This window comes from Bacillus sp. FSL W7-1034, assembly GCF_038593365.1.
Classification (GTDB): domain Bacteria; phylum Bacillota; class Bacilli; order Bacillales; family Bacillaceae; genus Bacillus; species Bacillus altitudinis.
Genome location: NZ_CP151989.1, coordinates 1,096,039 through 1,109,876, shown reverse-complemented (window position 1 = coordinate 1,109,876; position 13,838 = coordinate 1,096,039). Strand labels below are relative to the sequence as shown.

Genomic DNA, 13,838 nt, shown 5'->3' with positions numbered 1-13,838 from the left:
ATCACGGGAAGGGTGCTTTTCTTATGATAGCTTAAATCGGTGAACGGTTTCGTTTAACCTTGCTGTCATACTCATCAGTTCTTCTACTTGTTTGTTCATTTGATGGAAAGATTGCAGCTGTTCGTTTGCCGAGGCAGAAATTTCTTCGCTACCCGCTGCCGTTTCTTCTACAACGGCACTAATATTTTCAATCGAGTGCAGCACTTGTCCGCCAAGCTCTGTTGATTGAATAATTTGGTCATTTAAGATCGCCATTTCTTGCTTAATATGTTGTGCTTTTGTTTCTATATCTTCAAAGGAGTGTGAGGTTTTGTCCATTGCATCTTGCTGCTGAAGTGATAGCTTGACCCCTTCTTGTACAGTTTGGCTAATGGATTGAATGCCTTTTTCAATATGACTCACCATGTCAAAAATTTGTCTTGTTGCACGAGACGATTCATCTGCCAGCTTACGGATTTCGTCCGCTACGACGGCAAACCCTTTTCCAGCTTCTCCTGCTCTTGCCGCTTCAATCGCCGCATTGAGCGAAAGGAGGTTTGTCTGGTCCGCAATATCAGAAACCGTTTTGGCCATTGCGGAGATTCCGCTTGCGTACTGAGTGAATTCTCCTGCTGACTCTTCAATTTGTCTCGTCGCACGTGTATTTTTTTCAATGGCTGCTTTTGTTTCTGTTAACGTGTGCTTTCCGCTTTCCACCGCTTCAATGGCATCCTCTGTACTACGGATGACTGTATGTGATCTTTCGGAATTCTTACGGCCATGTGAATCCATTTTCTCAATCAAACTAACGCCATGCTGAAGGTCTTCTGAAATCGCTTGTGAACCATTCGCCATTTCGTCTGTCGATACTGACACTTGATTGGCCGATTCCATAAGCTTTTTGTTTTCATCATCTAACTGAACCGAGAATGATTCTACTTGGCTTGAGACATGGCTGATTTCTTGAATCAAGCTAATCAGCTGATCCGTCATTTGATTGAACGACTCATTTAAGCCACCGATTTCATCTTTCCGCTTGATGTTCATCCGCTCCACAGCGAGGTTTCCTTCGGCAATCTGTTTTGCCCGGTAAGAAAGGGATTTGATTGGTGTCACAATGGATCTCGTTAAACCAATATTTAAAAAGACGGCGATGACAATCAGCGTGAGGGCTGCGACAGATGCGCTTGTGATGATCCTTTGCACATTGTCTGCCGCCTCCTCTAAATGGTATTCATACGCTTCTTGTGCTCTTTTATTCATCGTATGCACGTCGTTTAAAACACCGTCAATTCTGGCAGCCACTCGTCTGGCATCAGAGGCATTTTTTTCACCAATGGCATTGTTTGCTTCTTGCGTCCATGTGTCAAACTTTGAATTTAACCGTGTTAGGGCTTCTTTGTTCATATTTCCTGCGTTTTTGTTTAACGTTTGCAGCTGTTTTTTTGCTGTCGATATATCGCTTTGAACGACCTCTAGCTGTTCATCTGAAAGGGTCATGGAATAATTGGTCATGGCTTGTTCGACACTTTCAAAGCTGGCCTTCGTTTTTTGTACGTTCAGTAAGGTTTGAACTTCTGTTTCGCTTGATGACTGAATTTTTGTCATGCTCACAATAATAAAGGCAATTACGCCAACCGCTAAAAGAAGTGAAATGAGTGAGTTGAGCAAAATTTTGATGCGTAAGCTCATGATGCTGCCCCCTCTTCTTTCAGAAGTGTCTGCTTCAGTCCATTTAATTTTTTGGTCAATTTCTCAGCATCTTTGAGCACCCGGATTCTTGCCATATCGATTCCGTCATTACTTAAGTCATAAACGATATGCCCGCTTTTGATTTTGCTGCTTTTGACGAGCTGTTCGCTGAATTGATAGACGACTTCATCTACTTTTTTGACCATAGACGAAATAACGGCTTTTTCAGCTGTATAATACTGATCGCTGTCCACGCCGATTGCGTATTTGCCTTGCGTTTGCGCTTCTTTTAATACACCAACACCCGTATAACCGGCTGCGGCATATAAAACATCTGCTTTCTTTTTGATCATGTCTTTCGCTATTTTACTGCCTTTGCCTGCATCACTAAATGTGCCAGCATACGTGGATACGACCTTGATTTTCGGATTCACTGATTTTGCGCCTTTTTGATAGCCTTGTTCAAATCGATGGATCACCTCTGCATCGACTCCGCCCACAAAACCAATGACATCACTTTTTGTTGTCATGGCAGCAAGTGCTCCCGCTAAATAGCTGCCCTGCTCTTCTTTAAAAGTCACTGATGTGACATTTTTCAGTTCAGACACAGCATCAATGAGTAAAAATTGCTTTTTCGGATATTTTTTCGCTACCTTTTCTAAGTCTTCTTGCATACTGAAACCTACACCGATGATCAGGTCATTTCCATCTTTCACAAGCTCGGTCAGCCCTTTTTCATATGTATCGGTTTCTGCAATTTCTCTATAATCGAATTCAATGCCAAGCTCATCACGTGCTTTTTCTAATCCTTTAAATGATGAATCGTTAAATGATTGATCACCAAGACCATCATCCGTCAGCATGACACCAATATGCTTCGCATTTGATATCGGTGGTCCTCCCTGCTGATTGCTGCATGAGGCGAGTACCATGATCATCGCTGCCATCAGAAGTAATGAAATCTTCACTTTCATCCAAAAACACACTCCTTTTATCATCCTTACCCCTTATTTATCGGATTTGAGAGGCATTGTTTCAATGATAAAGTGAAGGATTTTCAGCTTTTTTCATGACTTTTTTCACTGAAAAAAACCATTATTTATGATAAAAATAAAAAAAGCGAGCAAATGCTCACTTTTTCTCGTATGTCCATCCTTCTTTTTGGTAAACAAGATCATTTTTCATCAGATGACCTAATGCTCGTTTGAAGGCTGCTTTGCTCATTTGAAATCTTTCCCGGATATCTTCTGGATTACTTTTATCCCCGTAAGGCATTGCACCGTTTCTCGTTCTCATATAAGTTAAGATTTCTTCTGCATCGACAGATAATGCATCCTGTTTTCTAGGAAGCAGAGAAACGTTCACGGTTCCGTCCTCTTTCACTGCAATGACACGTCCTGTCACGGTCGATCCTAATCTAGGCTCTTCCTTTCGTTCCGTGCGGTGGATAAACCCACGCACGCCTGTATCTGTCAGCATAAAAGAACCTGTCGCAATTAAGCGATAAATCGTTCCCGTCATTTCTTTGTTCATTAACGTTTCTGGCGCCTCAGTAAATAATTCACTGATCACATCTTCAGTGGCTGGTTTTGCGAACATTCTCCCGTAACTTGTCACTTTGAGCATACAGTATAGTTTGTCGCCTTTTTTCGGCCACGCTTCCTCAAAAGGCGGGAGGTGTTCAGTTGCAACAAGTGCATCCTTTGACAAACCTATATCGACAAAAGCACCCATATCTTCTACAACGTCTACGACTTCTACCCAGTCGTATGTATGTGCATTGATTTTTGGAATTTTCATCGTCGCTGCCAGTCTTTCCTCATGATCTACATATAAGTAGACCTCTACTTCATCACGATCTCCAATATCCTCTGTCATCTCACTGCGATGTAGGAGAACAGAATCTTCGCCATCTGTTAAAAAGTAGCCGTATTCCATCTCGTTATCTATTTGCAAGGTCAGTTGCTCACCTGGTCTCATGTTCTCTTCCTTCCTATCTGCCCTTAAAAGAGCGTTCGTTCATCTTTTGATTCACTTTATTCTACTATACTTCTGTCATCATGAACATCTCTAGTTCTGTTAGCTAAAGTGGACAAACTGTACTTGAATTATACCGCATGCATCTGAACTCGCTTCGATAAAGTTTCTTCTTCCCCTATGGGCATGATAAAATAGACGCAATATCTATAGTTGGAGGTCATATGTGATGGCAAAAGAAAGTTCATTTGATATTGTTTCGAAGGTGGAGCTGCCAGAGGTGCAAAACGCCATTCAAGCAGCACTGAAAGAAATTAAAAACCGTTATGATTTTAAAGGAAGTAAAAGTGATATTTCACTAGAAAAAGAAGAACTCGTTCTCATTTCTGATGATGACTTCAAGCTGGAGCAGCTAAAGGATGTCCTTGTGACAAAACTGATTAAACGAAACGTACCGACTAAAAACATTGACTATGGAAAAACAGAACATGCCCTAGGTGGAACCGTTCGCCAGCGTGCAAAGCTGATTAGCGGGATTGATAAGGACAATGCCAAAAAGATCAATGCCTTGATCAAACAATCTGGTTTAAAAGTAAAGTCGCAATTTCAAGATGACCAAGTGCGTGTGACAGGAAAAAATAAAGATGATTTACAAGAAGTGATGGCACTCATGCGTAAGGCAGATTTACCGATTGACGTCCAATTTATAAATTTTCGATAAATTTCAAATTTTCCATTGATTATTTCCGATTTTTTCGATACAGTTGATGGAAGTTCAATTCATTGACATGTTCATATCGCTTTCTTATCAAGAGAGGCAGAGGGACTGGCCCTGTGAAGCCTCAGCAACCGGTGTAGTAGAAATCTATTTTCTATGACCAAGGTGCTAAATCCAGCAAGCAACTGCTTGGAAGATAAGGAGAAGAATTTCAATACAGCCAAAAAGTCTTCTTCTTATCAGAAGGCTTTTTTTGTTACATAGAAATAAGGAGGAAACCAATGGGCCTATTACAAGACTTACAAAATCGCGTACTGATTGCCGATGGAGCAATGGGAACACTTTTATACTCTTATGGCATTGACCGCTGCTTTGAAGAATTAAATTTATCGAAAGAAGATGAAGTCAAAAGAGTGCACGAAGCATATGTGCAGGCTGGTGCAGACATCATTCAAACAAATACGTACGGCGCAAATTATATTAAACTATCCCGCTACGGTTTAGAGGAAGAAACAAAACGCATCAACACAAAAGCTGTACAAATTGCCAAAGCAGCCGCTGGCTCAGCTTATGTCCTCGGAACGATCGGCGGCATTCGAACATTTAACAAAAATGCCTACTCTTTAGACGAGATTAAACGGAGCTTTAGAGAACAGCTCTATATCCTTTTAAATGAAGAGCCTGATGGGTTACTGCTTGAAACATATTACGATATTGAAGAAGCAAAAGCCGTGCTTGAGATTGCTCGCAAAGAAACAGCGCTTCCGATTGTCATGAACGTCTCCATGCATGAGCAAGGTGTATTGCAGGACGGTACACCGCTAAAAGACGGTTTATCTGAATTATCCTCACTTGGCGCTGATGTCGTCGGCATTAACTGCCGATTAGGCCCTTATCATATGATTCAGGCACTTGAAGGCGTTCCACTTTTGCAAAATTCGCATTTATCTGTCTATCCAAATAGCAGTCTTCCTTCCCTTGAAGAAGGCAGACTCGTCTATGATACAGATAATGATTATTTCCGAAAAAGTGCACTTGAGTTTAGAAATCAGGGCGCACGAATCATTGGAGGCTGCTGCGGAACAACCCCTCAGCATATTAGCGCCATGGCTGAGGCGGTCAAAGATTTAGCACCTATCACCGAAAAAGAAGTGAAAGTATTAAAAGAAGAAATCATTTCCATCCAAGATCAACGGACAGAACCAGGTCTTGACGAGCTGGCTGTGAAAAAACGTTCGATTATCGTCGAGCTGGACCCGCCGAAGAAGCTGAACTTTGAAAAATTCCTTATCGCAGCGAACGAATTAAAAAGTGCAGGCATTGATGCCCTCACACTGGCCGATAACTCTCTAGCTACCCCGCGTATTAGCAATGTGGCATGCGGCGCTTTATTGAAACAGCAGCTTGATATGCGTTCACTTGTCCATATCACATGTCGTGATCGCAATTTGATTGGACTCCAATCCCACTTAATGGGACTGGACACGCTTGGACTAACCGATATTTTAGCCATCACAGGCGATCCGTCTAAAATTGGAGACTTCCCAGGTGCGACATCTGTGTATGATTTAACCTCCTTTGATTTGATCCGTCTGATCAAACAATTTAACGAGGGGCTATCTTTCTCTGGGAAACCGCTCGGGAAAAAGACTAATTTTTCAGTGGCTGGCGCGTTTAATCCCAATGTCCGTCATATTGATAAAGCGGTCAAACGCCTCGAGAAGAAAATCGAATACGGTGCCGATTATTTTATTTCACAACCTGTTTACTCTGAAGAACAGCTTGTGAAGATTCATGAAGAAAGCCGACATTTGGATAAACCGATTTACATTGGTATTATGCCGCTAACAAGCAGCCGAAATGCTGAGTTTATTCATCATGAAATTCCCGGCATTAAATTGTCTGACTCGATTCGTGAGATTATGGCCAAGGCAGGCGAAGATAAAGAAAAGCAGCGGACAGAAGGATTAGCGATTGCCCGTTCTTTATTAGATACAGCCTGCGAATTGTTTAATGGTATCTATTTAATTACCCCTTTCCTTCGATCAGATTTAACAGCAGAACTGACAACTTACATCCATCAGAAAGAAAAGGAGCCAAACATCCATGCCAACTATCACTGAACAGCTCAAAAAACGCATCCTCGTCCTTGACGGTGCAATGGGCACAATGATTCAAAACGCCGAGCTCACAGCAGAGGATTTCGGCGGAGAAGAGTATGAAGGCTGTAACGAATATTTGAACGTCACAGCCCCTCATATTATCTCCACGATTCACCGGCAATATCTTGAAGCAAGTGCAGATTTAATCGAAACAAATACATTCGGCGCGACGAAGCTCGTTCTCGATGAATATGGACTTGGCCATCTCGCCTATGAATTGAACGTAAAAGCAGCTCAGCTGGCAAAGCGTGAAGCAGACCGTTTGTCGACACCAGACTGGCCCCGCTTTGTTGTAGGCGCAATGGGACCCACTACAAAAACATTATCCGTGACAGGCGGCACAACGTTTGAAGAGCTCGTTGCAAATTACGAAGAACAAGCCCGCGCCCTGATTGATGGGAAATGTGATGCTCTTCTTTTAGAAACGAGTCAAGACATGCTGAATGTCAAAGCTGGATTTAAAGGTATTCAAGAAGCCTTTCACGCAACCGGTATTGAGCTACCACTGATGGTGTCAGGGACGATTGAACCAATGGGCACCACCCTTGCCGGTCAAGATATTGAAGCCTTTTATATCTCACTTGAGCATATGAAACCAATCAGCGTCGGACTAAACTGTGCAACTGGTCCAGAATTTATGACAGACCATATCCGTACACTCTCCTCCATCTCAAAGTCGGCTGTCAGTTGCTATCCAAACGCTGGTCTCCCTGATGAAGAAGGGCAATATCACGAATCCCCTGCTTCGCTTGCTAAAAAAATTGCCGCTTTTGCAAAAGAAGGCTGGTTAAATATCGTCGGTGGCTGCTGCGGTACAACGCCTGCACATATTCAGGCATTGTCAGATGAAGTACGTTCGCTTCAGCCCCGCAGCATGTCGCATGAGTCATCACCGCATACCGTATCAGGCATCGAGCCCCTCATTTATGAAGAAGCGATGCGCCCCCTCTTTGTTGGTGAGCGCACAAATGTCATTGGTTCACGCAAATTCAAACGGCTCATCGCAGAACAAAAGTTTGAAGAGGCCGCAGAAATTGCCCGTGCTCAAGTGAAAAATGGCGCTCACGTCATTGATGTGTGTCTAGCAGACCCTGATCGTGATGAGATAGCAGACATGGAAGGCTTTTTAAAAGAAGCCATGAAAAAAGTGAAAGCTCCTTTTGTCATTGATTCAACCGATAAACATGTCATCGAAAAAGCACTCATGTATTCTCAAGGAAAAGCCATTATCAATTCTATTAATTTAGAGGATGGAGAAGAGCGCTTTGAAGAGATTCTTCCGCTTGTCAAGCTATATGGCGGCGCACTTGTTGTTGGAACAATCGATGAAACAGGGATGGCCGTCACAGCAGATCGAAAACTTGAGATTGCCGTAAGATCCCATGACCTGCTCACGAAAAAATATGGAATCCCTGCGAGTGATATCATTTTTGACCCGCTTGTCTTTCCAGTAGGTACTGGAGACGAACAGTATATTGGTGCTGCTGAAGAGACGATTAAAGGCATTGAGCGAATCAAAGCAGCACTGCCTGAATGTCTCACCATTTTAGGCATTAGTAACGTGTCTTTCGGACTCCCGCCAGTTGGCAGAGAAATATTGAATGCCGTTTATTTGTATCACTGCGTAAAAGCAGGGCTTGATTATGCGATCGTGAATACTGAAAAGCTTGAACGCTTCGCTTCAATTCCAAAGGAAGAAATCAAGCTGGCTGAAACTTTACTTTATGAAACAAATGATCAAACCCTTGCTGAGTTCACCCAATTTTATCGAGGGAAAAAGAAAACAGAGAAGAAACCAAAGATCTCCTTATCACTTGATGAAAGGCTGGCACTCTATGTCGTCGAAGGGACGAAAGAAGGCCTGATTGATGACTTGGCCCTTGCTTTGGAGAAATTTGAATCACCTCTTCATGTCATCAATGGACCATTAATGCAGGGAATGTCAGAGGTTGGGCGCCTTTTTAATCAAAACGAATTGATTGTAGCTGAAGTCCTCCAATCCGCTGAGGTCATGAAAGCATCTGTTTCATACCTTGAGCAATTTATGGAGAAAAAGGACGCAAGCGGCAAAGGGAAGATTCTCCTCGCCACCGTCAAAGGCGATGTCCATGATATAGGGAAAAACCTGGTCGACATCATTTTGAGCAATAATGGCTTTCACGTCGTCGATCTCGGAATCAAAGTAACCCCACAAACATTGATTGAAGCGGTGCAAAAAGAAAAGCCAGATATGATTGGATTATCAGGTTTACTTGTCAAATCAGCACAGCAAATGGTCTTGACCGCTCAAGATTTACAAAAAGCAAACATCTCTGTTCCCATTTTGGTGGGCGGCGCGGCGCTTTCCCGGAAGTTTACGAAGATGAAAATTTCGCCTCAATATGATGGCCCCGTCCTTTACGCCAAAGATGCAATGGACGGCCTGTCTTTAGCGAATGAATTAAGAGCGAACCCTCTTCAATTTCAAACAAAACCCTTAGAGGATCAAGAAACACTCCATAAGGAAAAAGAAACAACGCAGCCAAAAGCTGTGATTGAATTACTAGAAAAACGCGCGACACTTCCGGAGGCAGCGATTTTCACGCCAGAAAATACGAAACGCCATTATGTACGGGATATTGATTTGCACCACATTATGCCCTATGTCAATGAGCAGATGCTGATCGGCCATCATCTCGGCTTAAAAGGAAAGGTCAAAAAGCTCTTGGCTGAACAGCATCCAAAAGCATTGGAGTTAAAACAACTGATCACAGATCTTCTTCAAGAAGGCAGAGAGAAAAACTGGTTTGCACCTGCATTCGTCTATCAATTCTTCCCTGCCAGTTCAAATGGGAATGACCTGCATATCTATGATCCAGAAGCGCCTGACCGCGTCATTGAGACATTCCAATTTCCAAGACAGGAAAAACTTCCGTACCGGTCTATTTCTGATTATGTGCGGAAAAGCGGAGAGAACGAGAAAGATTATATCGCCTTATTTGCAGTGACGGCTGGTGCCCGCATACGAGAGGTTGCGCAGCAATTTAAACAAGAGGGTGACTATTTAAAAATGCATGCGGTCCAAGCTTTAGCACTTGAGCTTGCAGAAGGATTGGCTGAACGAACGCACCAAGTAATTCGTGATAAATGGGGATTCCCAGACCCAGTCGATTTCACGATGGAGAAACGGTTCCAAGCCAAATATCAAGGTCAGCGCTATTCCTTTGGCTATCCAGCGTGCCCTAATCTAGAAGACCAAGAAAAACTATTCCACCTGCTGCAGCCAGAAAAAATCGGGATTCATCTCACAGAAGGGTTTATGATGGAGCCCGAAGCATCCGTTTCAGCCATTGTCGTTTCTCATCCTGAAGCTCGATATTTTAACGTTCACTAAAAAAACCTCCTGAATTGGAGGTTCTTTTTATAAATAAAAATGGAATAAATATGAAATATTACGTTTATTTACCGATATTATAAATGAAAGTCATTTACTTAAAAGGAGATGTTTGTCATGTTCAAAAAGAAGATCGGGGTTTTATTGCTTACAGGCCTCTTTATCGCTAGCCCTCTTTTCCAATCACCTGCTCAAGCAAGTGAAACTTCTACGAAACAAACAACATATTATACAGAAGAATTGGAGCATCTGTATCCAGACAGTGATTATGCAAACAATGATACGATGGAAAAAGCTCAATTCTTACAGCACTCTCTTCATCTAAACAAGACCTATTTATATCACGAAGGTAGTATCTCTTCTATGAATGACATTGATTTTTACCGGTTCACCAGCTCTAAATTTGATGGAGCAGATGGCCGCTTTTCTATCAAACTCGTCAATGTGAAAGCTGGAAATGATTTCGATCTTTATCTTTACAATCAGAGCGGGTCACTCGTGTCTTCCTCTGTGCGGACAAACAACCAAAATGAAATCATCCATATGCCGAAAATTGCCGCAAGCACTGACTACTATTTAGCCGTCAAACCAAAGCAATTATTAAATGAAGAGGACAACATGTATCGTATTGTCTTTGATAAAAGTATTGAAAAAGCCACAACGAAACGATATGGATCACCTGCCACATTGAATAGTTTCAATGAAGCCGGATCTCCCAATTCTTCTTTTGATTTAAGCAGCTTGCCGCAGGATGCCGTTGTCACTGGCCTGTCATTAGAAGCTGAAAAAGGCAGTACAAATGCATATAATTATGTATTCACTGTCTCTTCCTTAAAAGGCGGAACAGTGAACGTACCTTGGAACGGTCAAAAAGTTGACATCTCTTCTTATAAAACAAGTCAAGTGCCAGCAAAAGACCGCTTTTTTGTTTCTTTTAATGCAACCGAGGTTCCTCAATTGATCGGTGGACGGTTAATCAAAGTAGGCGTTGTCTCAATTAAGAACTTACAGCTCACCTTTGAATATGAATACAACCGTGACCTCAATTATTAAACTATACAAAAGGAAAAGGGAGAACCGAAGCGCAGGACTGACACCAAATGCGAGGGTTTGTCTATACGCTGAAGGAAAAGGTATCCCCTTTTCCTTTTTCTTATGCGTTCTTATGGTACGATACATATAGAGAAATCAGCTAAGAAGGAGTTGCGTGTATTGGCAAACGTTATACAACGAACTTTAACCCTTGATGACATACCAGACCTTGTCGCATTGTCAAAAGAGGTCGACTGGCCTGATTACAATGCGGAAGAGCTCACATCTCTTTTAACAAATGGACATTTTACCGGTTTTACAACAACTGACGGACAAGTCATTTCATGCGCTGGACTTTTTCAGTATGACAGAGTGGCATCAATTGGGGCGGTCATTGTATCTGAGACACATCGAGGCCTCGGTCTTGCCCGTCAAATGATTGACACACTACTTCGTCATAGTGATCCAAGTGTCCCTGTCGTTTTAACGGCTACTGTACAAGGACAGCCAGTTTATGAAAAAATCGGCTTTCAGACAGCCGGTTATATTCATACATACAAAGCACAAAAAACAAATCCTAGTGCGCTTCACGCGTCACATCAGATTCATCTTTTTCCCGCTGATGAAACGCACCTCCCGTCTATTGAAAGGCTGGATGAAAAAGGCGCAGGGACCAATCGATCAAACTTCTTAATAAAGCGAATGGAGCGAGCAGCATTTAAACTGATCGCAAAGGATGAACACCACGAAATCACCGGCTTCGCGTTTGGTGTGGAAACACCAGCTAATCTGATGATTGGCCCGCTTGCAGCAAACGATGAACAAACGGCGCTATCACTCATTCAATCACTTCTCACGTCTTATTCTGGCGCCTTTCGTTTAGATATGCAGGAAGAAACAGCTGAACGCCTGCATGCATCACTTGTAGAAGCAGGATTTACGAAAACAAACGTCGCACATTTTATGATGATTCGCGGGAACGAAAAGCAGAACGATTCGGCGCTTCTCTATTTTCTGGCCTCACAAGCATTTTCTTAAAAAATCAAAAAGCTGTAGACAGATGTTGTCTACAGCTTTTCTTTTTTATTTTTCGCCTACGGATGAGAGAACTTGAGCGAGTGCATTTGTGACCTTGCCATGCTCTGATGCATGCGGCCGGTCATCTCCATCTCCATAGCCGTAATCAATCATGCGATTACGGTTTAAGCAAAGCTTTGTCAGCTGAGGCTGGAATAGATCAAATAAAGCAAAACGATCTTTTAGCTGTGGAAATTGCTTTTGATACTGCTGAATTTCTTCTGCAAGCAAGCGCCAAAGCGTCGTTTCATCTAACAGATTGTGATTGTCTAACACATTTGACACGTAACGAAGATTGCAAATAAACAGGCCCGTAAAAATAAATTGTACAAGACCCTCAGGCGGCTCACTACGCAGCACTTCCTTTAGATCTTCTTCTAATGAAGCCAATTCAGGCAGCGGTTGATCACTAATGTTCACATCATCAACAAAATCTTTGATCGCCAAACGATGCGGCTTGTGATCTTTTAATACAAGAATTGTATTTTGTCCGTGCGGTGAAAACACCGTGCCATATTGATACATAAAGTGCAGAAGCGGTGGCATGACAACGTGGAAGAATGACGCCATCCATTCTTTTGCTGACAGACCCGATTTTTCAATGAGCTGTTTCAGATAAGGCTCGCCTTCATGATCTTCATACGTCAGTGCCGCCAACGTAACAGGGCTCTCCCCTTCATCTAAATACGTATAAATGCTTTCTCTAAAAATGACCCCAAGCATTTCAAGGTATTGATATGGCGCACCAGGTAGCTTGCTGTAATAAGGATGATCAACATTGATACTCGCATTCTCACCTGGTAAAATCACGCGGCATACATCGGATAAAAAGGCGTCTTGATCGGCGATTCCTTTAATATGTGCTGTAATACGAGGTGCAATCACCGTACGTTCTGATGGGAGCCCCCGGTACACTAGCGTATTTAAAATACTCATTGGCAGTTTAATATGATGCTTGCCTTTATTTGAGATGTTTGTAAAGGTTCTGATCGATTGCTGTGGAATATATTGATCCAGCCCTTCTCCTAAATACACAATACGGCGCATGGCTAAATCTTCAGGGAAATGCTGGATGATCATATGCGTCCACTGCCATTTATGAACAGGCATCATATAATAATCAGCCGCATTCAGCCCTTCATCCTTTAACACACGTTGGAATTGACGAATCGTGACTTCGTCTAATTCTTTGGCAATGATGTGCTCATAGTTCTCATGATCGACCGCATGGAAAGTCGCAAGTTCTCGGTGAACAGCAATCCAAGACAGTTGCACACATTCCTGCCTTTCAGGTGCATAGGCTAAGTAATCATCGTAGCTGAATCCAATACGCCCTTTGTTATAGACGATCCACGGATGACCAGTCATCTCGCCCTCAATCCATGCATAATCTGTATCTGTTAGCTCATCTGCACGAAGTGCTTTTTTCGACAGCAAATGAACATCCGCTAACAAGGTATGGTGAAGCTCTTTGATCAGATGACCAGTTGTTTCAGAAGACATTGGGATGATTGGCTGAATGTCTAGTAAAAACACAATGGCACTAACATCCTTTGTCCATGTTCCGTCTTGACAGCACTCGATCGATTCAGCAATCGTATCAAAACTATCAAACAAACGAGGTTTTGCGAGATAACGATATTTCTTCTGTTCGTGAATGATTAATTCATATTGGGCGATGCCATCCTGATGATTTAGCTGAACGGGATGAAGCATATCCTCATACATATATTCGGACAGCATTTTTGCCACCATTCGCTGGTTTGCTTTTTTCCAAGCAGCAGGATTGACCGCTTTTTTCAATTCATCTTGTACACTCATCGGTTCA

At 42.5% G+C, this 13,838-nt stretch carries 9 protein-coding genes and 1 riboswitch; of the genes, 5 read left to right on the top strand and 4 right to left on the bottom strand.

From position 1 onward, the window contains the following. Positions 1-21 precede the first annotated feature (21 nt). The 3 genes from NST73_RS05525 to NST73_RS05515 form a co-directional block, all read right to left on the bottom strand. Positions 22-1,671, bottom strand: a complete 1,650-nt coding sequence (locus NST73_RS05525) for a methyl-accepting chemotaxis protein (protein WP_047945528.1) — start codon at positions 1,669-1,671, stop codon at positions 22-24. Then, positions 1,668-2,645, bottom strand: coding sequence for a BMP family ABC transporter substrate-binding protein (locus NST73_RS05520; RefSeq protein ID WP_025207132.1), 978 nt, complete (start codon positions 2,643-2,645; stop codon positions 1,668-1,670). Before NST73_RS05520 ends, NST73_RS05525 begins: the two co-directional genes overlap by 4 nt. 157 nt (positions 2,646-2,802) lie before the next feature. Beyond that, complete coding sequence (locus NST73_RS05515) at positions 2,803-3,651, bottom strand: S1 RNA-binding domain-containing protein (protein WP_342499438.1); 849 nt, start codon at positions 3,649-3,651, stop codon at positions 2,803-2,805. Positions 3,652-3,877: 226 nt separating this feature from the next. Here NST73_RS05515 and NST73_RS05510 point away from each other — a divergent pair, with 226 nt between their 5' ends. The 5 genes from NST73_RS05510 to NST73_RS05490 all read left to right on the top strand — a co-directional run bounded on the left by NST73_RS05510 (position 3,878) and on the right by NST73_RS05490 (position 11,971). After that, on the top strand, positions 3,878-4,369 hold the full coding sequence (locus NST73_RS05510) for a YajQ family cyclic di-GMP-binding protein (protein WP_024720044.1): 492 nt from the start codon (positions 3,878-3,880) through the stop codon (positions 4,367-4,369). 81 nt (positions 4,370-4,450) lie between these two features. Further along, a riboswitch (SAM riboswitch) is annotated at positions 4,451-4,569 on the top strand. Positions 4,570-4,647: 78 nt separating this feature from the next. Continuing rightward, on the top strand, positions 4,648-6,489 hold the full coding sequence (locus tag NST73_RS05505; protein WP_096881227.1) for a bifunctional homocysteine S-methyltransferase/methylenetetrahydrofolate reductase: 1,842 nt from the start codon (positions 4,648-4,650) through the stop codon (positions 6,487-6,489). Then, positions 6,473-9,901 (top strand): methionine synthase, encoded by a 3,429-nt coding sequence (gene metH, locus NST73_RS05500; protein ID WP_342499437.1) that lies wholly within the window; start codon positions 6,473-6,475, stop codon positions 9,899-9,901. The genes NST73_RS05505 and metH overlap by 17 nt, the downstream gene beginning before the upstream one ends. A gap of 117 nt (positions 9,902-10,018) precedes the next feature. Next, the gene (locus NST73_RS05495; protein ID WP_024720042.1) at positions 10,019-10,954 is read left to right on the top strand and encodes a hypothetical protein; all 936 of its coding nucleotides are present in this window, start codon (positions 10,019-10,021) and stop codon (positions 10,952-10,954) included. 159 nt (positions 10,955-11,113) lie between these two features. Then, the gene (locus NST73_RS05490; RefSeq protein WP_342499436.1) at positions 11,114-11,971 is read left to right on the top strand and encodes a GNAT family N-acetyltransferase; all 858 of its coding nucleotides are present in this window, start codon (positions 11,114-11,116) and stop codon (positions 11,969-11,971) included. 45 nt (positions 11,972-12,016) lie between these two features. Here the strand turns inward: NST73_RS05490 and NST73_RS05485 are convergent, their stop codons facing one another. After that, a complete protein-coding gene (locus NST73_RS05485; protein WP_035700240.1) occupies positions 12,017-13,831 on the bottom strand; it encodes an IucA/IucC family siderophore biosynthesis protein in 1,815 nt (604 codons plus the stop codon). Positions 13,832-13,838: the final 7 nt, after the last annotated feature.